This is a genomic window from Paenibacillus sp. sgz302190 (assembly GCF_059820445.1).
Map to the genome: position 1 here is coordinate 209,718 of NZ_JBZYAO010000009.1, position 22,182 is coordinate 231,899.

15 protein-coding genes are annotated in these 22,182 nt (G+C 48.5%); 3 read left to right on the plus strand and 12 right to left on the minus strand.

All coding sequences use genetic code 11. From position 1 onward, the window contains the following. Positions 1 to 437 precede the first annotated feature (437 nt). A complete protein-coding gene (locus AC6RNO_RS13150; RefSeq protein WP_497105701.1) occupies positions 438 to 773 on the plus strand; it encodes a hypothetical protein in 336 nt (111 codons plus the stop codon). 316 nt (positions 774 to 1,089) lie between these two features. Here the strand turns inward: AC6RNO_RS13150 and AC6RNO_RS13155 are convergent, their stop codons facing one another. The 5 genes from AC6RNO_RS13155 to AC6RNO_RS13175 are packed head-to-tail and all read right to left on the minus strand — an operon-like array spanning position 1,090 to position 7,289. After that, positions 1,090 to 2,637: a sulfatase-like hydrolase/transferase gene (locus AC6RNO_RS13155; protein ID WP_497105702.1), complete on the minus strand. Its 1,548-nt coding sequence runs from the start codon at positions 2,635 to 2,637 to the stop codon at positions 1,090 to 1,092. A 24-nt stretch (positions 2,638 to 2,661) separates the two neighbouring features. Next, entirely contained in the window at positions 2,662 to 3,984 is a 1,323-nt protein-coding gene (locus AC6RNO_RS13160) for a sulfatase-like hydrolase/transferase (protein ID WP_497105703.1), read from the minus strand. 23 nt (positions 3,985 to 4,007) lie between these two features. Continuing rightward, positions 4,008 to 4,862, minus strand: a complete 855-nt coding sequence (locus AC6RNO_RS13165) for an ABC transporter permease subunit (protein ID WP_497105704.1) — start codon at positions 4,860 to 4,862, stop codon at positions 4,008 to 4,010. A gap of 1 nt (position 4,863) precedes the next feature. After that, positions 4,864 to 5,760, minus strand: coding sequence for an ABC transporter permease (locus AC6RNO_RS13170; protein WP_474681261.1), 897 nt, complete (start codon positions 5,758 to 5,760; stop codon positions 4,864 to 4,866). 26 nt (positions 5,761 to 5,786) lie between these two features. After that, positions 5,787 to 7,289: an extracellular solute-binding protein gene (locus AC6RNO_RS13175; RefSeq protein WP_497105705.1), complete on the minus strand. Its 1,503-nt coding sequence runs from the start codon at positions 7,287 to 7,289 to the stop codon at positions 5,787 to 5,789. Positions 7,290 to 7,548: 259 nt separating this feature from the next. Between AC6RNO_RS13175 and AC6RNO_RS13180 the strand changes: the two genes are divergently transcribed. After that, positions 7,549 to 8,559 carry a response regulator gene (locus AC6RNO_RS13180; protein WP_497105706.1) on the plus strand — a complete coding sequence of 337 codons (1,011 nt, stop codon included), beginning with the start codon at positions 7,549 to 7,551 and terminating at the stop codon, positions 8,557 to 8,559. Beyond that, complete coding sequence (locus AC6RNO_RS13185) at positions 8,556 to 10,331, plus strand: cache domain-containing protein (RefSeq protein ID WP_497105707.1); 1,776 nt, start codon at positions 8,556 to 8,558, stop codon at positions 10,329 to 10,331. Before AC6RNO_RS13180 ends, AC6RNO_RS13185 begins: the two co-directional genes overlap by 4 nt. Before the next feature lie 90 nt (positions 10,332 to 10,421). Here the strand turns inward: AC6RNO_RS13185 and AC6RNO_RS13190 are convergent, their stop codons facing one another. The 7 genes from AC6RNO_RS13190 to AC6RNO_RS13220 form a co-directional block, all read right to left on the minus strand. Then, positions 10,422 to 11,105 carry an MOSC domain-containing protein gene (locus tag AC6RNO_RS13190; protein ID WP_497105708.1) on the minus strand — a complete coding sequence of 228 codons (684 nt, stop codon included), beginning with the start codon at positions 11,103 to 11,105 and terminating at the stop codon, positions 10,422 to 10,424. A 50-nt stretch (positions 11,106 to 11,155) separates the two neighbouring features. Next, the gene (locus tag AC6RNO_RS13195; RefSeq protein WP_497105709.1) at positions 11,156 to 14,581 is read right to left on the minus strand and encodes a glycoside hydrolase family 2 TIM barrel-domain containing protein; all 3,426 of its coding nucleotides are present in this window, start codon (positions 14,579 to 14,581) and stop codon (positions 11,156 to 11,158) included. Between the two features lie 59 nt (positions 14,582 to 14,640). Then, positions 14,641 to 15,432 (minus strand): Nif3-like dinuclear metal center hexameric protein, encoded by a 792-nt coding sequence (locus AC6RNO_RS13200; RefSeq protein ID WP_497105710.1) that lies wholly within the window; start codon positions 15,430 to 15,432, stop codon positions 14,641 to 14,643. 44 nt (positions 15,433 to 15,476) lie between these two features. Next, on the minus strand, positions 15,477 to 16,355 hold the full coding sequence (locus tag AC6RNO_RS13205; protein ID WP_497105711.1) for an ABC transporter permease subunit: 879 nt from the start codon (positions 16,353 to 16,355) through the stop codon (positions 15,477 to 15,479). A gap of 15 nt (positions 16,356 to 16,370) precedes the next feature. Beyond that, positions 16,371 to 17,276, minus strand: a complete 906-nt coding sequence (locus AC6RNO_RS13210; protein ID WP_474681269.1) for an ABC transporter permease — start codon at positions 17,274 to 17,276, stop codon at positions 16,371 to 16,373. Between the two features lie 94 nt (positions 17,277 to 17,370). Next, a complete protein-coding gene (locus tag AC6RNO_RS13215; protein ID WP_474681270.1) occupies positions 17,371 to 18,957 on the minus strand; it encodes an extracellular solute-binding protein in 1,587 nt (528 codons plus the stop codon). Positions 18,958 to 19,133: 176 nt separating this feature from the next. Then, positions 19,134 to 21,383 carry a helix-turn-helix domain-containing protein gene (locus AC6RNO_RS13220; RefSeq protein ID WP_497105712.1) on the minus strand — a complete coding sequence of 750 codons (2,250 nt, stop codon included), beginning with the start codon at positions 21,381 to 21,383 and terminating at the stop codon, positions 19,134 to 19,136. Positions 21,384 to 22,182: the final 799 nt, after the last annotated feature.

A 22,182-nucleotide genomic window follows, 5' to 3' on the forward strand; every position in this document is an offset into this window, starting at 1 on the left:
AGCAGCGCTTGAAAACCACAGTCCGGCTAATTCCGGAAATTACCTTCATTCAAGATAATTTATAGCTCATTATAGCTGAAACTTAACCCATTCACGATATAATTTTTTCTTCGAAAATTATAATTTTTTACGATTCCAATCATTGGTCTCTAAGGCCCGGCAATACTGTAAGCGGCAAACCCACGCAAAATCAACGCAAAAAAACTGCTGCCCCAACGTCTGGAGCCGCAGTTTTGCTTAATTATGGAACCATCGCCATCGTAACTCAGGCTGACCAAGGAACCCGCGCCAGAGCCGATAGCACAATCCGCTTGGCGCGTTCGTGAAGAAAACCTGCAAACATATGCTTGAAAAGAAACTATTCCTGCAATTGTGCAGGCTGCCCGAGAAAGTCGCGACACGTTGTTAGGATTAGGGGAAGCAGAGGGACCCTGATTTTGGGGGAACTGCTTTTCCCCGCCAGTGCCTCTCCCGGTATAGGTCGCGGAACTGCGCAAATGGGCAAAAAGCAGCTTGATAGGGAAAAAACCTGCGAAAGTACAGGTTTTTTCCCTGAAATTGGCCTATTTTGGCGAAGAACCTGCAAAAGTGCAGGAATTTTCGCTGAAAGTGAACCTGAGCCCATGTCCCCGCTGAAAAGCCTGCACAATTGCAGGAATTATTCGTGGTCAGCGATCAAGAACGCAAATTCATGTATTTTTGCAGGTTTTCTTCGTTCAGCCGGGCAGATTGTAGTTATCTCCTCTAACGTGGGGGGTTTTGGGGTGGCCTGATTTTTGCAGGTTTTCTTCGTGCAGCCAAGCAGATTGCAGCTATCTCCTCTAGCGTGGGGGTTTTTCAACAGCCTGAATTGTGCAGGCTTTTCACCGCCCACATGGACGCAGCCCCCCTCGGCGCCAGAAATCCCTGCACTCTCGCAGGCTTTTGGACGGAAGCGCCTATCAGGCGGCCCGCTCGCTGAACCGTCCGGTGCATCCCGGCTGCGTGACGACACACGGCAACGGTTGCGGCGGGATTTGCGGCATAAGTAAGCCCTACCGCGCATGATACGGCTCGTCCCCTCCGGCGGATAGGCGGTTGTCGGCTCCCCTATTTCCCCGCCATTCTGGCGCCAATCTTCGCTTGAAAATGCCCCATGACGGCATTCGGTTCTTGCGGGAACTCACCGGGATGCCTACGGACGAGTTCCGGCACGAGATGCCCTCGGCCCGTCTCCTCCAGCCGCTTGATATACCCTTTGAGATACCCCCTGGCATGGAACGGTCCGCCCTCTTTCATCACCATCCACAACGGGTCGACCGCGTCGCTGTTCCGGCGCATCGCTTCGTCATGCCACTGGTTCAAATAATAGACCGCTTCCATGCAAACGTCCCGGTGCTCGGACGCAACATTGAGCTGTTCTTTAGGGTCTTCGGCAAGATTGAACAGCATCTCTTCGTCAAACAGATGGAATCCGTCATGATAAGACCGGATGTAGATCCAATCTCGAAAACGAACGCTTCGCTGGACGACATGGGCACATTGCGAAACGACCAAATAATCGCGACCGCAGTCGGCTCCTTCTTTCAGAACAGGGGCGTAGCTGACACCGCTCCAGTCAGGCACGATCGGCGTCCCCAGCATGTCAGCCATTGTCGGCAGCAGGTCCAGATGGTAATGCAGGCCGTCATCTGCGATTCCCTGCTTCATGCCCGGCCAACGAATAATCATAGGAATGCGGCATGTGCCCTGATCGGCGGTCGCATGTTCGCCGTAAATGCCCAATTGCCCCATATTCTCGCCGTGGTCCGCAGAAATGATGATGATCAGGTCATCCATGACGCCCTGCTCTTCCAAAGCGGCAAATAACCGGCCAAGATGCTCATCCATATAACGGATGCCGCAATCGTAACCGTCAATCATCGTTCTCATGTCGTCCATGTTTTGAATTTCCCCGGGATGCCGAGGGAAATTCGGACTCGTTTCATTATTGTAGGTCTTGTTCCGAAAATCGATATTCAGCTCATTCGCGGAATGGGAACCGACCATTTGCTTATGCCTCTCCAGCACTTCCTCCGTCAACCATGCCGGCAGCGGCTCATTGGCGAACGGATTGCCGAATTCCATCGGTGCGCGGTAAGGCGTATGAGGATCCCAGTAATTGATATACAGGAACCAGTCATCTTTGCTTGCGTTGCGCCCGATCCAATCCAGAGCGACCGGCGTTACATGTTCGGCCGATTCGTTGCCATATTTGCCTGTATTAAGGATTTCGTTGAATCCGGCATAAAAATGAAAAGTCGAATGTCTTTGGGCAAAAGGACTAATTAACACCGTGTTCAAGTCGGCAGCCAGTCCCAAATAAGACGGGAGCGCACCTCCGCGCGTCAGCTTGCCCATCAGCTCGCGTTCCGTCCCTTCCAGCTTCATATCGCCGGCTGTACCGCCGTGGCCTACAAGACCGTTGATGATCCCGAACTTGCCGCTCATCAGCGCCGTCCGGGAAGGCGCGCATGGCGCGTCGGATGTATAATAATTGTTAAACCGCACGCCTTCGGCTGCGATTTTATCAATATTCGGCGAAGTATTCCGATGATAACCGTAGCATCCCAGATGATCCGGGCTCGTCGAATCCAAATCCAAAAATAATATTCTCATCTACCTCAACCTCTCCATTCATCGCTAAATATCTTTGCCCCATGGATTGTTCTGATCGATAATCGGCTCTCGAGTAAGTGCTCCCGTTGATTCCCACCAGCAATCCACTTCTTCCTTGAGCAGCCGGCGGATCCCCTCGAATTTCGGCCAGTTGGCAACATTTACATTCTCATCCGGGTCCTCTTCCAGGTCATACATTTCTTCGTAGCCCTCTTCGTAATAAAACACATATTTCCATCTCGCCGTCTGCACGCCCCGGAACGGATGGAATCCCCAGTACGCCTTGTAGTGCTCGAAAAATACTTTTTCCTCCGAAGGCCGTTCCTTCCGCACCATCGCGTTCAAAAACGAGCCGCCTTCAAAGCGCTCCCGTACCGGAAGCCCTGCCGCTTCGAGCAAAGTCCCCGGAACCGCAGCGCTTGAAACAAGATCGGGAATGACTTTCCTCGCCGGATCGAGGCCGGGAACATAGAGGATCATCGGCACGTTATACAGCTCCTTGTACGGAATAACGCCCTTTAAGCGCAGCTTGTGCGCCCCCTGCATATCTCCATGATCGCTGGTGAAAAGAATGGCCGTATTGTCCAGCAGCCCCTTCCTTTCGAGCTGCTCCAGCAAGCGGCCCAAATTCCGGTCCATCAGGCTCAGCATGGCCCGATAGCGCTGCGCATCGCGCTTCACGATGTCCTCAGTCAGCGCCGACTCGGCTTTCGAAGCCCGCTCTTTTTGAAAAGCAGGCTTCGTGGATAAATCGTCGGCATAAAAGCTGGCCGGCACGGGCATCCGCTCCCTCGGAAATGCGGCGGCATCGCCTTCAAGAAGCTCGAAGGGACCGTCCTCCGGGGAATTCGGATGCGGCATATACCACGATACCGTTAAAAAAAACGCCTTCCCGCCATCGCGGTCCCCCAAGTAATTGAGCGCCTTCGCCGTTGTCTCGGCGTCCTTGCAGCTGTGAAACCGGGGATCGCCGTTGGCTCCGTCAAGCTGCAAGCCGTCCGTCCGGTAATCGGTGATTTGAAACCCGTAATCGGCTGGAGTATTGCCGAGATGCCATTTGCCGAAATACACGGTTTCATAGCCGCAGCTATTGAATTCCTTGGCGATTCCCCAGTCGCCGGGATCCAGCATATGGCCGATATTATTGACGCCCACCTGATGGGGGTATTTCCCTGTCACCCAGGTAGCTCTTGAAGGCGAACATTGGGCTGACGTGCTGATAGCCCCTGTAAACCGTGCGCCCATCTGCGCCAGCCGATCCAGGTTGGGCGTGCGATAGCTTGAATCGGCGCAGCTCATCGCCCGCATTTGCTGTTGGTCTGTCGTAATCATGACAATATTGCGCATCGCTGCATGTCTCCTCCTTCGGCTTAACCTTTGACTGAACCTACCATCATACCCTTATTAAAGTATTTTTGCAGGAAAGGGTAACAAAAGATAAGCGGCAAGGCTGTAGCCACGACGGCGGCCATTTTGACCGGCGGCCCGTATTCGAATCCCCCGATGTCTGTCGCCATTCCAGTATCGGATTCAAGTAAAAATTGACGCAGGAAAGCTTGGACAGGCCATTTGTCAGCATCGTTTAGGTACAAAATCGCTTGAAAATAATTGTTCCAATGAGCTACTCCATACATAAGCCCGATCGTAACGAGCGAAGGCAAAGACAGCGGCAAAATAATGCGGAACAGCAACCGCCATTCGCCGCACCCGTCAATTCTGGCCGCCTCCTCCAGTTCCAACGGAACGCTGGCAAAAAAGCTGCGCATAATAATCAGCAGGAACGGGAAAATAGCGGCGGTCAAAAATAGCGCCCAATAACTGTTCAACAGGTGCAATTGCCGCACGACGAGATAAGTGGGAATAATTCCGCCGTTGAAAATCATCGTAAACAAGACAAGCAGATTCAGCACTCTTCGCCCCTTAAGCCAGCTCTTGGATAATCCGTAAGCCATAAATACGGTGAACAAGAGGCTTATCGCCGTCCCGCAAATCGTGATCAGAAACGTATTGCCGTAAGCATGCGTGAAATTTCGATTTTGCAGCAAATAGCCGTACGAGTTCAGCGTCCATTCATGCGGGAAAATAAAAAATCCGCGCGTCATAAATTCGCTTTTTGTAGAGAATGAACTGAACAGGATGTAGACGAACGGAAAGGCTACAAATAGAAAGCAGACCAGCAGCACCGCATAAATAAATGCGTCGAAGAGGATATTTGCTTTTTTCATACTAGTAAACTCCCTCCTCGCCGAACCTCTTGGCCAAATGATTCACCGTCATGACAAGAACGAAAGCGACAACGGATTTAAAAAGGCCTACTGCGGTCGTAAAGCTGTACTCGCCTTGCTGAATGCCGTTGCGGTACACATAAGTGTCAAAGACGTCGGACACGCTAATATTTACCGAATTTTGGATCAACAATATTTGCTCAAAGCCTACATCCATGACCGAACCCAAGCGCAGCACAAACAAAATGACCGCAATGGAACGCAAGCTCGGCAAAGTAATATGCCACATTTGTCTCCAGCGTCCTGCGCCATCGACGTAGGCAGCCTCATAAAGCCCCGGGTCCACTGAGGCCAATGCGGCAAGAAACACAATCGCGCTCCACCCCATTTCTTTCCATATATTTTGGAATAAGAACAGCCCTCGGAAGTAAGCGGGATCTGTCAACAGCTCGAATCGCGGAAATCCGTACTGCACCAAAAGCTTGTTAATCCCGCCGTCCTGTGTGGCAAATAATACAACGGTGATGCCGGCCACTACGACCCACGAAACAAAGTGGGGAATATAGATGGTCGTTTGCACGATTTTCTTAACCCACGGCAATCTAACTTCGTTCAATAACAACGCGATTATGATGGGCACCGGGAAAAAGAAAAGTAAATTAATTCCGCTTAACACAAACGTATTGCGCAGCAATATCCAGAAATCATGGTCGGCGAATAGCTTGCGAAAATTGTCCAAGCCGACCCAAGGGCTGCTGGCAAATCCGCCGATCGGGTCGTAGTCCTTGAAAGCAAGGACTAGACCCCCCATCGGAATATAACGAAACAGGATAAAGAATAACAAACCGGGCAAAATCATCAAATATAACGGCACGCTGCGACTTCCAAGTTTCATCATGGGGATCGTTCAACTCCAGTAATTAGTTATTGAAGCTTTTGGTACTCGGCATTGATATCCTTCGTGATTTGGTCCCCGCCATTTTTCAACCATTCTTCCGCCGCCTGATCGACCGTATCCACAGGAGCTTGCCCCATAATAATTTTAATCATGCTCGCGAGCCATTTCTGGTCCAGATTTGGCGCAAGCTTGGTTTGAACGTCCGATACAACCGCAGCCGCCGCATTCGGCCATTTGTATTTTGCGTTATTGTCGCCAAAGGCTTGAAGCTGTTTGGCCAGATTTCCGTCATCCCACTTATGAATTTGCACTAACGGATCAAATCGGCGCATGAACCATGTAGAAAGCAGAAACGGACGATCTTTGTCATAAGCTTCCAATTTGACGAACTTGCCGTTATCCGATTTGTAATGCACATTTTCAACGCCGTTTTTGATCAGGTCATACCCTTCGTCGGACAGCATATAATCCAGCATTTTCAAAATGCGCTGCTGCTTGTCTTTGTCGATGGAATTGTTGATCACAATCTTAGATGTCATCGACAAGGTGGAGGTCCCTTGTTTCCCATCCGGGCCTTTCGGCGGAAGAAGCTGGCTCACTACTGCGCTTGACTGCGCTTTTTTCAAAGTAGGCAAGCGGTTTTGAAGAAACTCCACCGGGACGACTTCGGCAATCCCCACTTTGCCGGATGTGAACTTGTCCGCTTGATCGTTCGTTTTATTGGTGGCGAAATCTTTGTCCAGAGCCCCTTCTTGATAAAGCTTGTTCATAAAGGTAACAAATTGTTTCAGTTCCTTGGTTTGCGTCTTAAAGTTGACCAACTGATCGCCGGATTTGCTCCACTCGTTGCCCAGGCCGAATGCCGCCATGATCGGAGCAATACCGTAAAATTTATTGTTTTGAATGCCGAACGAGAAACCGCTCGTATCTTGTTGGCCATTGCCATCCGGGTCTTGCGCAGCGAACGCCTTGGCCACTTGCGCGAATTCGTCCACTGTTGTCGGCATTTTCAATCCAAGCTTGTCCAGCCAATCTTGCCGGATGATAAACGAATCCCGCGTATCCTGAATATAGTAAGGAATGCCGAAGTATTTTCCCTTCGGATTTTCGATTTGCAATCCATCTTCCGGTATTTGTTTGCTCAGGTTCGGATATTGGTTCAAGTACGGTTTGACATCCATGAATACATTTTTATCCCGCCATTTGACAAACTCGTTTTGCTGAACCCAGAACACATCGGGAAAACTGTTGGAAGCCGCCATAACGTTTTCCTTTTGAGCCAATGTGTCGAAAGGAACCCACTGAATTTGCAGGTCGATATTTAATTTTTCATTCAGCTTCTGCACCACCGGGCTATTGTCCGCCCATCCCCCTCCGGAAAAGCTTGACGTCATTAAAGTGACGGTCATTTTCTTATCGGTCGAACCGCTGCCGGTTCCATCCGGCTTTTGTGTATCGCTTGCTTTCCCGCATCCGGTAGTACTGACGATAATCAAAGAAGATACGGCTAATGCGGCAAGTTTTTTCACTTTTTTTCCCCCTTGGATATATGGATGTGATAAATCTCACACTACTTACTATACAGTTCTCGGCTTGTATTTACGTTACCCTATTTTTTTGTTTATTGACTTATTTTTTTCTCACACGACGATTGAGACGTGTCCATGCGTTCTGGCCTTCGAAAATAGGGTATGCAAACGAAAGTCGAGCGGATAAAATGAATATAGATTCGGTCAATCGGGACGTACCGACTCTTCTTAAAGTTCGATCAGCAAATGAGGTGCTCCTATGTATCAGGTGCTTGTTGCGGAAGATGAATTCTGGATCCGGAATCAGGTCATTGAATTGATTGAAAGAATCGAAGGATTTAAAGTTATCGGTGAAGCAAGAGACGGCGAAGAAGCGTGGAAGTTGATGAATGAATTGTGGCCGGACGTGCTGATCACCGACATTATGATGCCGGGGATGGATGGGCTGGCACTGCTGCAAAGAGTGTATGAATATCAAGTGTCTGTCGCGCCGATCATTATTAGCGGGTATGATAATTTTTCCTATGCGCAAGAGGCGATGAGGTATGGGGTTGCCGAGTATGTCCTTAAGCCGATTTCAGAAGAGAAAATAAAGAAAGCCCTTACACATTCCGTGGAATTTATGCAGCGCTCTCACCGGCACCGGGAACATTGGCTGCTCATCCATGAATTTATTCATAAGCTGGATTCCTTTGACCGGCCAAAAGCTTGGCGCGAATTATCCGAGCTGATTAAATCCGTCTTAACCGTCAAACATGCGGCACATGGCGAGAAAATGGGCATGCTGCGTATCTTGTCGGACAAGCTGTATGAACAGACCGGCCATACGGGGGAGCGAGCGGAATGGGCCTCCATCAACGGACAAGACAAGGAAGCGATTCTTAAATACTTTTATTCCTTATTGGAAAATTGGTTTCGGCATCTTGAAACCGCTCCCAGCCAAAATCCGAATCTGGTTATGAAAAGAGTTCAAGAATATGTGCAAAAAAATTATATGAAAGAAATTACACTGTCTCAAATTGCCGAAATCGCTGATTTAAGCGTCTCCCGGTTTTGCGTCATTTTCAAAAAAAATACCGGCGATTCCTTCGTCAACTATTTGAACCAATACCGGATCGATAAGGCGAAGCAGCTGCTGCTTGAGACGGATTTGAAAATCTACGAAGTCGCCGATATGGTGGGCTTTTCGACGCTGCCTTACTTCAACCGGTTGTTTAAGACGATAACGGGACTTTCGCCCAACGAGTATAAGAGGAGCCTGGGAGTATGAGACAGGGCTTCATTCGTAATTCTTCCATAGCTGTAAAAATGTATACCCTTTTCATGTGCCTTTCCATCCTGGTCGTCCTGCTGATGGCCAGTTTTTCTTACTTATTTTATAACAAAGCGGTAAAGCAGGATTTCAAAACCATTACTGGAGAGGCCTCCGAACGTCTTAGCTATCACCTTGAATTTTATTTAAAGCAAATGGCCCAATCGACGAGAACCTTGATCACTACACAGTTGGTTCAGAAGTGGCTGGAAAGCGGCGCCCCACTAACTCCGCAAGAAGTTACGGATTTGCAGAAGGAAATGGAAGTCTATATCTCTTTTAACTATCCGGAGATCGTCAATCTGTACTTGGTTTCTTCCGATAAGCGTATCATTGCCCTCAATAAAGGTGAAACGATGTACGCCAATAAACCTTGGTACTTGGAAACGCCGACGGCGCAAACCAAAACATTGCCAACGTACAGAAATTCGACGAATAATCTGCCGGTTATGAGCATGCTGATTCCCGTGTACAGTTCTCAAAATGTTTCTTTAATAGGGAACCTGGTCATTGAATTTTCCCTTGCCGAAATTAACGCCACGTTCCAAAAGTCCAATCTGGGCAAGAGCGGGTTTTTCTTTTTGCTGTCGCCGGAAGGGAATGTGATCTATTATCCGGATGAAAGATGGGTAGGGAAGGCCCGAAGCGATACGGGCCTCAACACGCTGTCTCTGCAATTGGACGGGCAATCGAGCATCCAGGAGTGGAACGGCAAAAAATCCTTGGTGGATGTTACAAAATCCGGACAAACAGGATGGAACATCGTGGCCATTGTCCCCTATCAAGAAATCGCGAGCGGATTGAATACGGCCATCAAATCTTCACTGATCACGGTCGTTATCATCATTCTCTGTCTCGTGGCGGTCATTCCGCTAGTGTTGAAAAGTTTTGTCGGACCGGTAAAAAAAATGAAATCCGCCATGGAGGCGGTGGCCAGAGGCGGTTTGAATGTTCGAGTTGAGCTAAACTCCGAAATCAACGAATTTCAAATTCTGAGCTACAGCTTCAATAAGATGGTGGAACAATTGAACGATTCGTTAAGAATGGTAGCCGAACTGGAAATGAAAGAGATGAAGCTGCAATTGCATCAACAGGAAGCCGCCATTCAAGCGCTGCAAAATCAGATTAATCCGCACCTTCTCTACAATACGCTCGGCATCATCAGCGGCATTGCGTGTTTGGAAAATAATCCGTTAACGGAAAAGCTTGCGCAAAATTTAGCCGATGTATACCGTTACGCGGCCAGTTTCGCCAATATGGAAGTCACGCTGAAAGACGAGCTCTCGATTCTTATGAAATACTTGGAAATTATTCACATTCGATTCCCCAAAAGCTTTGAAAGCAAAGTTGTCATCAATGAAAAATTTTTGGATTCCCGAATCATGAAGCTGACTCTGCAGCCCATCGTAGAGAATGCCGTGAAATACGGAATCGAGCCTCGCGGAGGGAACGGAGCTATCATCGTAACCGCCTACGCCGAGGAGCAAGACCTTATCATCGAAATTGCGGACAACGGACCCGGAATCGACGAACATAAGCAAAAAAGCTTCGAGCACGCATTTAAGTCCGGAAATGCACATGACGAAGCAAGTCAGCACGAATCGCTGGGCCTGCCCAATGTCCAAAAGCGCATACAGCTAAAATATGGCCCCGCTTACGGAGTTTCGATTCATTCCTTTCCGGGCAGAGGCACTGTAATCGGAATCCGAATCCCCAGAGCGGCCAAATGATAAGCCGATTATCTTGGTTGATGTTCTAATATTGTTTGCTTCTGTGCGATATTTGACGTTTTTAGGGAGGAAAATAAATGAAGCGGCTGTTCATTTATTACCGGTTAATCGTTCCCGGGAATCCGCTTCATTCCCTTCCAAACGTTTTAAAAACGTTGCTCTCCAGTTTACCGACAGCTCTTCCGCTTCGAGAATTTTTCTAATACCTGCGATATGATCTTTCTCACGATGCATGATACGGTTCGCATAGGAAACCGTTATTGCTTTGGGATGGCGGGCAATTCTTCTTAAACAGGCGGATGCGGGTACGACTCCTTCTTGCAAAACGCGAAAATAAAAGCCTGTATAACCGGTTTCCTGCACTTTTAGCGGCATATCGGGCAAGTTGTATGTTACGGACAATTTATAACAAGGCTGCCGTGGTTGACTGACCTGCACGATCGATTCGCCCAGCTCAAATATATCGCCAATGCAGACATCCGCTTCGAGTAGTCCCCGGATCGTTAAATTTTCTCCGAATGCGCCGTATTCCAAAGTTCTTTGTAATTCCTTCTCCCAGTACGGATAATGTTCGTAAGGATAGACGCATACGGCCTTCTCCTTGCCGCCATGATGAACCAGATCCGCTTGGCCGTCCCCCTCGAAATTCAGACTCGATAAAAATAGGGATCTGTTCGCAGGCCGTTTGAATATTCCGGTTGAAATTTCTTTATGATTAAAGCTTATCTGTTGGGGTTTACCTATATTGATCGAAAGTATTTCGACATGACTCATTGGAGATCACCGCGCCTTTCCATCTGTGGATTCAAGAACCATTATCAGCCTTATTTCTCAAAACGGAACCAGCCAAAATCGAAATTGGATCCCGGCAGGAAAATAAAAGTTACTTTTTGAACGCCTGTAATCTTTTCCAAGTCGAAAACTTGCTCTTCATACCCGTCGGACTGAGTAAAATCAACAATCCGGTTGCTTTCACCTTTATGGTTCGCGAAGCGGATATGAATCGTATTTTTATCGATAGGCGATTTGCCGAACACAACAAGCCTTGTTGCGCCATCACTGGTAAAATCGAAATGTTCAAATTCCAGGGAAACGTTGTTGCCTATCCCCTCTACACTTGTTCCTGTAATTTCAAATGTATCCCCATATATGCGGTCGCATTCCGCCGCGTGATTAAGCTCGAAGGCTCTGCTCCCTTGCCGGAAGGAAAATCCTTTAATATGCACCTTCTGACGAAGGACGAAGCAAATCGAAGAAATGCCGCGAAGTCTCTTGGACAGATGATAGGTTTCTTCTTGATACGTATTCCACTTCGTTGGTTTTTGGTAGACGACATCCGCCAAGAGTGAGCTTCCGTCCTCCCCTGGCACTCCTTCCCAAATTTGCAGGGGGTACTCTTCGCTCGTTAAAGCAAAAATGGGGATGGTGATCGTGTCGGAACCATAGGGGCCGAAGTCTATTTGATGAAAGCCGACTTGAGTTTCGCCCTCCCTGCTGGTGGCTACACCTCTTTCATTCCCGTTGCCGACATCCCCCTTACTGTAATCGTAAAGGCCTGCGGATATAAAACCATAAGGATCGAGGTAAGCTGTGCCCAGCCCGACAACCGTAAATTCCAATTGCGATATGATCCTGGTCTTGTCGCTGCCATTTCTGCTTGTACAGCGAAGACGGAACTCGCCGTCCCCCAGCGCGGTGACCTTTGCTTCGCAGCCGGCCGCATCCACCTTTGCGATATTGGACACAATCCCTGCAGCATCCACCACGCTCCACTCGACTTCCTGATAAGTGGTGTCAGCAGGGTGCAGTTTTGCCCTTACCTTCATATCTTTGGCCGTTTCATCGAACCGTTGCCCGGAATCGCTAATGATTTCAATCTTGCGAACCGGTATTTCTTCGCCGCTTCCCATGCCCATGACGCACGGCAGCTCATGATTCCGGGTATTCGCGGAAATACCCGCAACTGTCCGAGCCTCAACCGGGAGAGACTCGAATTCCGCTGTCCGGCTATTCATTCCTGCCGAAGATACTTTGATCTGAATGTTTCCGGGCGTAAGCGTCGATCCGATAATAGCCATCAACTTACCGCTGAACAACCTTCTGCTCAATCCTTTATACGGATCGTAATCCGTACTGTCCCCGTTGTCCAAACCAAGCAGCCGGCCTGCCCCAGTCACTTCAACATGCACTTGATTATTCGCATTTTCTACGGTATGCCCGTTCTCATCTTCCATTGTAATTTCTACGAAAATAAGATCTGTGCCATCGGCCAGAAGCCGTTCTTTATCCGCGGCCAAACGGATCTTCTTCGCATCGCCAAACGATTTTTGGCTGTCGGCAGCAAGAATACGGCCAGCTTCATCATAGGCTATTGCAGTTAATTCGCCGTCTTGATAAGGAATCTTCCACCAGCCGACAAGCTGCGTACCGTGTTGATGATCGATATCATGCGTTCCTACCCGAACGCCATTCAGCTGCAATTCGATTCTGGGCGCATTCGAGCAGACGCGAACGTCAATCATCTGGCCGTCATTAAAATCCCAATAAGGAAAAATATGGACCATCGGACTGGTCTTGTAATCCGTCCATGCCGCCTGATAGATGTAATAGGAATCTTTCTTAAATGTAGCCGTATCGATTTGTCCAAAATAAGAGTTCTTCGTATGATACGGAGTCGGTTCACCGATATAATCAAATCCGGTCCATATAAATTGACCGAGGGAGAACGGCGTATCCCTTTCTGCGATAATGCATGCTTCCGCCGATTTGGCCCCCCAGCTCGTCGGACTATTTCCAAGTGCGGAGCATTGTTCGTCGTCATCGGCAAGAATGGATCTTTCGAACGGGAAACGATAGATGCCGCGGCTTTGCACGACAGAGGATGTCTCACTGCCATAAATAATCCAGTCTTCATGCTCTTCATGATGCTTATGATAATATTTTTCCGCATAATTGTATCCTGCGACCTTAACGATATCAGCGCATTTTTGAGCATTTTCCCAAGGCATATAATTCGAGCCGATCGTGACCCTTGCATTCCCTTTCGGGTCATAAATCCCGACCTCGTCCATTAGCATCCTGGTTATTTCTTGCCCTCTCTCATCCGCATAAGTATCGTAAATCTCATTTCCGATACTCCACATCAGCAGGCTCGGATGATTCCGGTCCCGCATCACCCAGCTCTTCACATCGGCAGAAGCCCAGTCCTTAAAAAATCTTGAGTAGTCAAACTTGGTTTTAGGTCTTTCCCATATATCAAAAGCTTCCGAGACGACAAGTATTCCCATCTCATCCGTCAAATCCATCAATTCCGGGGCCGGCATATTATGGGTCGTCCGTATTGCGTTGACACCCATTTCTTTCAAAATATCAAGCCTTCTTTTCATCGCCGTTTTGTTAAACGCCGTTCCTAAGGCACCTAAATCGTGATGTTCGCAAACTCCGTTCAGCTTCATCTTTTTACCGTTCAGATGAAGTCCTTGGCTGGGGGACATCTCAATGCTCCGAAACCCGATATTGTGGGATATGTTTTCAATTTCACTATTCGATGCTGTCAGCTCTAATCTGGTAATCAGCCGATAGAGATTGGGCTCATCCGTGCTCCATAGCAAAGGGTTCTCAACAAACAGACTTAGTCGGCTCATTGTTCGAATATCGTTTCCTGTATCAACCTTCTCTGATACGGCGGCAATCATTTGATCCTTGTACAGGATTGTGTGCGAAATTTGCACAGCTTCATGCACGCACATTTCGGTATCTACTTCGACCTGCCAGCCGTCGTCCGTCTTTTTCGTCGTTATGTAAACGCCATCCGTTGCAATATGATTGTTATCTCTTGTTTTGAGCCATACATTGCGGTAGATGCCCGCCCCCGAATACCATCTGCTGCTCGGGCTTTGGTGCACGACTTTTACGATAATTTCATTCGCCCCTTCGACGACGGCAGCTGTGATGTCATGTTCGAATGAGGAGTACCCGTATTTCCATTCTCCTGCAAACCACCCGTTCACATAGACGGAAGAATCCATATAAACACCGTCAAAGCATAGCAAAAGCTGCCTATCTTCTTTGGCGCAAATAAATGTCTTGCGATACCAGCCAATACTGTTTTCATAAAGATTAAGCGTATCGTAGATAAGCCAATCATGGGGAATATCAATGGGATCGAACGTTAGACCGGCACAATCTGTCGCTTCCAAGCCGCTTTTTGCAAATTCCCATCCGTCGTTAAATAATATTTTCATATTCATAACCTGCTGCCGTCCTCTCCCATCATTCCCATTGTTAGACTCACTCGGTTTCTCCCACCTTACACAATCTGGAAAATCGGACGTTCTTTGATATAGTGAACGGGAATATCCGGATACATGCTTGTCAGCTTGTCGGCCAGGAGCTTCATACCCGGCTCTTCGCTTTCAGCATGACCGAGGACGATCAACGCCTTGCGTCTTCCTTGATAGACCGCATCCCTCACATACTCGGGCGTTTCCCATTCCGGCCCTTCCCCGTATAAAATAAGATCCAGAGATTCTTTGTAAAATAAAGGAAGCGTATGCTGACCTCCGCCTCGGTATCCCGCAAGCAAGCCGATCCTCGAACAATTCATCCCGAGGTCGCCTTGCGTTCTTACAAAAGCAATTCCCAGCTTTTTCTTCACATATTCCGCGATTGCGCCTGCCGTATCTGCGGGAATATGCAGGACGGAGGCCGCAGCATCATGCTTCCGAATGTACGGGGTCCAATCGAGCGCCTGAATCAAGCCCTCCATGACGCCATCCGGCGTATAGCGATGCCAGTAATCGTGGAACCGGAATAGCGCGATGCCCGAGGATTCCAAAAGCTTCCTTTTCTCCTCGTACACCGGGTCTTCCTTATGAGTTGCGCTATCATGATGCGAGAAGAACGGCCCTTCGTGAGCAATAATCAAATTCGCTCCCCGCCGTATCGCTTGCTCGATGACCAATTGCGTAGGCATGAAGGCGGTCACAATCCCCGTCACCTCTGTGTCGGGATGGCCGAACTTCAGCGTATCGACGGTTTGCTCAAGCTTGCCGACCGGAGCTATTAACGCGTCGATAACCGTTTTTATTTTTACACTCATCGTCTGCCCTCAAGTCATTCATGTCCGTGCCGCTTCCAGGCACATCAGCCTTTCAATGCACCGACCATGACTCCTTTCACAAAGTATTTTTGCAGAAACGGATACAACAATAAGATCGGAGCCGTCGTAACGATAATCGCCGCATACTTGAGTGTCTCGGCAACGCTCTGACTCTGCATCAGTGTTGTCGTCCCGATCATATTCGCATTGTCGTTCTCCAATAAAATGTTCCTGACCACCAATTGAACGGGAAATAAATGTTGATCGCGCAGGAAGATCATCGCGTTGAACCAGCTGTTCCAATGCCCTACCCCATAGTACAAAATCATAACGGCTATTACAGGCATGGATAGAGGGATGAAAATACGAAACAAAATGGTGAAATGCCCCGCTCCGTCCAAGAAGGCCGATTCTTCAAGTTCTTTGGGAATAGCCAGAAAATACGTTCGCATAATGATTAAATTAAAAGTACTGATGGCTGACGGAAGAATTAACGCCCATAACGTATTCGTAAGCCCGTAGGACTTCACGATCAAATAGAAAGGAATAAGTCCGCCCTGAAAAAACATCGTGAATACGATGAAGAACATAATGGGCCTGCTTAATAACACATCGTCCCTCGAAAGAAAATAAGCGCCGAGCGACGTTAATGTCAGATTAATCGCCACGCCAACGAACAGGACGAAGAACGTATTTTTAAAAGCTTGAAGAAAGGTGGCATTGCTAAAAACGGCTTTGTAGCCATCCAGCGAAAATCCTTGCGGCCAGAGCAAAATGCCGTCGAATGAGATCAGCCTGCTGCCATCGCTTAAAGACGAGAACAAAATATACAGCAAAGGGTATAACGTCGCTAAAATCAATATTACCATAATTAAACAGTTGGCTGCATCAAATATCCGTTCTCCGAGTGTGGGTCGGTTCATCGCGGGTCCCCCTCCTTACCATAAGCTGTTCTGACTGACCCGCTTGCTGAACTGATTGGCCATCAGAAGAATGATGAAATTGATCACGGAATTGAATAATCCTACTGCCGTGCTGTATCCATAGTTAAATTCCAAAATCCCTTTGCGGTACACGAAAGTGGAAATGACATCCGCGGTTTCGTAAATGCTTGCGCTGTATAAAAGAATGATCTTCTCAAAGCCGACGTTCATCAAGTTGCCCAGCGCCAGAATGAGCATGATCATGACGGTAGGCAGGATGCCCGGCAGCGTAATATGCCAGATTTGGCGGAACTTCGTGGCGCCGTCGATCTTGGCGGCTTCATACTGCTGCTGATCAATGCCGGATATCGCGGCGAGATAGATGATCGTTCCCCAGCCTATCTGCTGCCAGATCTCACTGATCACATAGATGGACCGGAACGACTCCGGCTGCTGCAGGAACGATGCCCGCTCCCCTCCAAAGAAGGCGATCACATCATTGATCAAACCATCCGACAGGGTAAAATACCGGATAATGCCGGCGACCACTACCAGCGTAATGAAATGCGGCATGTACGTAATCGTTTGCGTAATGCGGCGGAACAGCGGACTCTTTAATTCATTCAACAGCAAAGCAAGAATAATAGGCGCCGGAAATCCGAAAAGCAGATTGCTCATGCTGAGCAAGATCGTATTTTTGATCACACGAAAAAAATAAATGCTGGAAAAGAATTCTTTAAAATGCTTAAAGCCCACCCACTCGCTTCCAAGTATCCCCTTGGCGGGCACAAACTGCTTAAAGGCGATGATCGCGCCATACATCGGCGCATAATGAAAGGCAATGTAGTAGACGATGACAGGGATCATCATGACGTACAGCCACTTGTTGCGTATGAAATCTTTCCTTAATAAGCTGGTCATTGCTCCACCTTCCTTTTGCACAGTCCCAAATCCGCTCAGAACAAAGGACCGCTGCTTGCGTCTAGCGAGCGGCGGTCCCCAGCCTCGGCTTTCATTACCGCTTTAAATATCTTTCATACGCATCCTGTTGAATCTTCAGCGCGCGTTCGATACCCAAACTCTTCATTTGCTGAACGTATTTATCATAGTTGTCGACCGGCTCGGCGCCCAAAATAATTTTCAACTCCGCCTCTTTCACCAGCGCATTAATATCGTTCATGATGCTGGCCATTTCGTCCGATTCCGCCGCAGTCGGCGTCACCGGCGGCAGCAAATGGCTCGCGTGATTCGTATTTTTCCAGATATCAATCGCATCGGTCGTCTGCTTGTACTTCGTCGGCAGGTTGTTATCCTTCTGGATCATCGGGAAGTTCGTGCCATGAGCGTACTGCATCATGACTTGGTCGCTGCCGAGTCCTTTCGGATTTTTAACGACCAGATCCGTATATACAGGCTTACCATCCTTCATCTCGTATGTAGTGCCCTCAATGCCGAACGTATTCAGCATGCTGCCTTCCTTGGAGTAAGCATAATCCAGCCAGCGCATCGCTGCTTCAATGTTTTTGGTTTTCGCCGAGATCGCTGCGGAGCTTGTGCCCGCATACGCATTATCAAGCTGGCCGAATTCCGGCTTGGTGCCCTTTACGAGTGTCGGATACGGCGCGGCGACATAGTTTGCCTTCGGGTCGGCGGCTTGCGCGGTCGAATTGTACTTTTCGATATAAAACTGCCAACCGAACGTCGCTCCGCTCACCTGGGACGTCATTTTCTTGTCGACCGTCGCCGCATCGATCGATGCAAAATCTTTATCGATCAAGCCTTCCTTATACCACTTATTCATCGTTCGAAGATATTCCTTATATTCCGGTTCCAAGTAGCCGTAGACGACTTTGCCATTCTTGACATAGTAGTTGCCCATCACTCCATAGGCGCCCGCAAAGCCTCCGGTACGCTCTCCCAAGAACATGGTACGGAAAGTAACCGGCGCCGCAGCGTTCTTTTTCTCCTTAAACGCCTTCAGCACGGTATACCACTCATCGATCGTTTCAGGAACACCCAGCCCCAGCTCATCCAGCCAATCCTTGCGGATAATGGGCCCGCCGTATACGCGACCGGCTTCCGAACGAATAAACGGGAATGCATAATACGTGCCGTTGTCCGTTTTGATCATTTTATCGATCTCCGGATTATCCTGCAGCGCTTTCTTCAGGTTGGGAGCGTATTGATCGATGTAATCGTTAAGCTTCAAAATATAACCTTGCTCCACCGCCTTCTCCGGTCCCCCCGGATATTGAAGCCAAGTATTCAGGAATATGTCCGGCAGCTCCCCGGCTGCCAGCAGCAGGCTGAACTTTTGGTCTTTCATCGGTGTGCCGCCTAGATGCTTAATGGCGATTCCGGTACGCTTTTGGTATTCTTCATCAATCTGTACTTTCTCGGGGATGCCGCCAAGCGATTCCGTCATATAAGTTAGTTCGATATTTCCCTGCATCGGATACGTAAAGTTTGCGTTCTTGCCGCTCGTATTTGCCGCCGGCGCCCCTTCATTGCTTTGGCCTCCGGTGCATCCCGCCGCCATCAGCGCGAAACTTGCAATGAGAGCTGCGGAACTAAGGAGCTTGCCTTTGCTTATTGATTTCATGATGAGCCAATCCCCCTGATCATTTGATTTGTGCCTTGATTAACCGCTTTCTCAATGTAATCCAAGCGCCCGATGCCGGCAATGTTCAATTTCGCAACTCGGTTGACGAAATGCAAAAAAAGACGATTGTCAATTTGACTTCTATCGTCTTTTTAGTTAATGCCGGTTTTTGCTGATCATGGCAAACTTTTATATCGGCCCGGCGTTATGCCTTCATATTTTTTGAACACCCGGATAAAGGCGCTGCTGCTGGTAAATCCGACCTTAAGCGCCGTCTCGTCGATCGAGGCCCCTTCATCCAGCAGCAGCTTCGCCTTACTGATTCTGACCTGGCTAATATAGTCATGCAGCCCTTGACCGGCATGCGCCTTAAAAACTTTGGACACATATTGGGGAGTAATGCCGAAGTGCGCCCCGATCATGGAGACGCTTAGATTGTCATCGGAGAAGCTGGCTTTCACGTACTCTTCCACCTGACTGCCTATGCCCATATTGCTCATTTGGGACATTTTCGCATGGGCGCGCTCGCAGACTAGAGATACGATCTCCAGAAGCTCCTGCCTGAATTCGGCGCGGGTGGAGCAACCCAGCAGACGCTTGACCGGACGCCGCTCTTCCCACATGGCCGATTTATGCGTATCTAAAGGAATGGTTTTCATCATCGTACTGGCCAGGTCAATCATAGCGCATTTGATCATTTCAATTGAAGATTGATGGCTAAATATACCCTCGATCAGATCGTCCATCAGCTCGATGGCTTTGTGCGCATCGCCGCTCTTGATCACATTGATCAAGATGATCTCATCATTCATGGAATAATAATAATCCGTGTCCTCTTGTTTAATATCCCCGTACCAGATAACTCCGTCCTCATGAAGCAGCAAGCTGTATTCCCGGGCTTCAAGCGCCTGAAGGAAACCTTGATGGATTCCTTTAAGCCCGTTTTGCAATTCGCTCCCTGCGACGACGAAGGACAGGCGGTAACGCTGCTCGATGAACTCAAGCGCCTCCGAGAGCGCTGCCTCGACATCCTCTTTCCAACATCCTGCATGCTCCGGATTCACATTCACAATGGCTCCCAGCATACCGTCCAAATCCGCAAAATGGATGCCGTGCCGGGGCCGAATCAGATCCATCACAATATTGGAGACAATAAAATGCGACAATTCCAATGACATTCTCTTGCCAACTTGGCCCAACTCCATATGAAACAACAGTACGGAAAACTGCGCCGACGTCCATTGCAGACGGTAAATTCCCGCCGCTTCCTCTATGGACAGCGATTCTTCCGCATGCCCCTTTAACAGTCGCGACAAATAGTAGCCCTGAAGCACTCGAACTTGCTGGTACTGCTGATTGTTCATATCGTCCCGCTCCCGCAAAGTCGCCAGCACGCTCTCGCGGATAAAGGCATACTCGTCCTTACCGTCCCCCTCGCTCACCTTCTTGAAGCGTGAAAATACATGGACCAGCTCGCGGACGGGACCATAATTTTTCCGGGCAAAATAGGAAATCACTCCGGCTCCGATAAGACAGCAAATCAACAGCCCCAACAGGTTCAGGTTGCGGATTTCTCTGGCACGCTCCCAGAATACATCGGAAGGAAATACGCTTACATACCGCCATGCCGTAGTATCCGAGTCCACAAACGTAACCATGCTGTCGGAGCTGCGCAAAGATTGAAAATACGTTTTCGGCACAATTTCGCCATTGCGGTTCTGGAACAAAATTTCATCATTTTGATCGATAATAAAAATTCTGCCCCTGTTCACCCAATCCACGTTCTCCAGCAAATGCTGTATATTGTTTCTGTTGATCGGCATCATTAACGTCCCGTCTTGCCTTCTCTCGGCTTTATTCGTTAACGCTTCCATAAAGACGACCGTTTCTCCCGGCTTGTCCGACTCGTTGACCGGCATCAACCGGTATTTCTTGCGGTCAGGTTCCCTTACGCCAGCCAGCCAATTGTCATAGGTCAATTGCGGGGACCGATGGTTCACATCGTAGAACAACTTGGCTTCCGCATACGTTTCGTTCGTCAACACCTTATCCAGCTTGACCGAATAAATGTAAATTCCGTTAATGAAATCGTTAATGGATTTGTATTTGCTGAGTTCCTGTCCGGTTTTGTAGATTTGAAAAGCATGCTCAGGCTCCGCATCGTCATCGAGCTCCAGATATTTTTTGATATCCGGATGAATCGAGAGCTGAGCGGCCAGCTTCTCCGTTTGTTTCAGCTCATTATCAACAATAAATTTAACTTGATTCAGCATCGCATTGCTGGCCCGGCGAATTTCATATTCGACAATTTGTTTTGTTTGCAAATAGACGACCGCACTGACGATCAGAGGAATAATCATAATCACGGCGTAGGAAATGATCCACTTAAACGCTACACTATTGCTGAATTTTAAAAAGGTCCGCATATCCGACGCTCCTCATAATAAACACACAGCTTAGAACCATTTTGTATTTCATTATATCGGATCATGCGGTCAATTCAATGAAACCATTTTGGAATTGGATCGACAATTTCGCAACAAACGGAATCTACAATATGAAATCCGATCGGCAAATTACAAACAAGAGGAGTTGCATGGAAGCTTTTTGACGCAAATGGATCATCCTGCATCAAAAAAAATCACCCTGCGGGTGACTGACGAATTCCCCCCGGGAACATGGATGCCCGACATCGCCAACATCACCGGCCATTCGCAGACTTTGTAAAAACTTGCCCATATCAGCACAGCCGTGCACGGAAAATCGGCGAAAGTCAGGCAGTTGAGAAGCTCGCGCGCAGAGCCTGGCCGCCCGGCTGCCTGGCTGCCTGGCTGCCTGGTTGCGCGGAGAAAGCCTGCGAAAACCCCCATGACGTCGTGGACGTCACCCCACAGAATGAAAATAATCAGGACTACTGCGTTCTATTTTCGTATAAAGTGCAGGTTTTGCTCGTTGAGACGCATGCAAACGTGCAAGCCGCCCGAGAAAGTCGCGACACTTTGTTAGGCTTAGGGGGACAGCCACTTTCCCAGCGGCGCCTCTCCCGGTGCAGGTCGTGGAACTGCGCAATTGGGTGGGAAGCAGCTTGGTAGAGAGAAAACCTGCAAAAGTGCAGGTTTTTGCCACTAGCTTTGCAAAGAAGCTAACATCAAATGGATTAAAATGGACAAATTTCTTTTCGAGTTATTAGATACTTATTTTTCCATTCGTTACTTCCGGCAAATG

Excerpts from the sequence above, each read along its gene's own strand:
- AC6RNO_RS13210 (WP_474681269.1), bottom strand. The coding sequence starts at position 17,276 with ATGACCAGCTTATTAAGGAAAGATTTCATACGCAACAAGTGGCTGTAC.
- AC6RNO_RS13190 (WP_497105708.1), bottom strand. The coding sequence starts at position 11,105 with ATGAGTCATGTCGAAATACTTTCGATCAATATAGGTAAACCCCAACAG.
- AC6RNO_RS13160 (WP_497105703.1), bottom strand. The coding sequence starts at position 3,984 with ATGCGCAATATTGTCATGATTACGACAGACCAACAGCAAATGCGGGCG.
- AC6RNO_RS13205 (WP_497105711.1), bottom strand. The coding sequence starts at position 16,355 with ATGAACCGACCCACACTCGGAGAACGGATATTTGATGCAGCCAACTGT.
- AC6RNO_RS13180 (WP_497105706.1), top strand. The coding sequence starts at position 7,549 with ATGTATCAGGTGCTTGTTGCGGAAGATGAATTCTGGATCCGGAATCAG.
- AC6RNO_RS13170 (WP_474681261.1), bottom strand. The coding sequence starts at position 5,760 with ATGATGAAACTTGGAAGTCGCAGCGTGCCGTTATATTTGATGATTTTG.
- AC6RNO_RS13155 (WP_497105702.1), bottom strand. The coding sequence starts at position 2,637 with ATGAGAATATTATTTTTGGATTTGGATTCGACGAGCCCGGATCATCTG.
- AC6RNO_RS13195 (WP_497105709.1), bottom strand. The coding sequence starts at position 14,581 with ATGAATATGAAAATATTATTTAACGACGGATGGGAATTTGCAAAAAGC.
- AC6RNO_RS13220 (WP_497105712.1), bottom strand. The coding sequence starts at position 21,383 with ATGCGGACCTTTTTAAAATTCAGCAATAGTGTAGCGTTTAAGTGGATC.
- AC6RNO_RS13215 (WP_474681270.1), bottom strand. The coding sequence starts at position 18,957 with ATGAAATCAATAAGCAAAGGCAAGCTCCTTAGTTCCGCAGCTCTCATT.
- AC6RNO_RS13185 (WP_497105707.1), top strand. The coding sequence starts at position 8,556 with ATGAGACAGGGCTTCATTCGTAATTCTTCCATAGCTGTAAAAATGTAT.
- AC6RNO_RS13165 (WP_497105704.1), bottom strand. The coding sequence starts at position 4,862 with ATGAAAAAAGCAAATATCCTCTTCGACGCATTTATTTATGCGGTGCTG.
- AC6RNO_RS13200 (WP_497105710.1), bottom strand. The coding sequence starts at position 15,432 with ATGAGTGTAAAAATAAAAACGGTTATCGACGCGTTAATAGCTCCGGTC.